The 226-nt window shown below is 36.7% G+C and carries 1 protein-coding gene; it reads left to right on the top strand.

Annotation, left to right across the window (positions count from 1 at the left end; translation table 11 throughout):
- The coding region (locus IDG63_RS14630; protein ID WP_206176517.1) for a hypothetical protein at positions 1-226 on the top strand (226 nt) is incomplete at both ends.

Raw genomic sequence — 226 nt, 5'->3', positions numbered from 1 at the left:
AACACATGGCTGGACGTTAACTATGGTTATGATAAGTATGATGAGAATAATCCAGATATGAAGAAGAAGTTTGATGCTACAGAGAAAGAGGCGACGAATTTACTCAAGGAAATGAAAACTGAAAGTGATAGGAAATACTTGTGGGAAAACTCAAAAGATTTAGATACGAAGTCTGCGGATATGACTCGTACCTATCGTAATATTGAGAAAATCGCAGAAGCGATGA

It is taken from the genome of Staphylococcus sp. EG-SA-14 (assembly GCF_017151935.1).
GTDB classification, from domain to species: domain Bacteria; phylum Bacillota; class Bacilli; order Staphylococcales; family Staphylococcaceae; genus Staphylococcus; species Staphylococcus aureus.
This window is presented reverse-complemented; position numbering and strand designations above follow the sequence as displayed.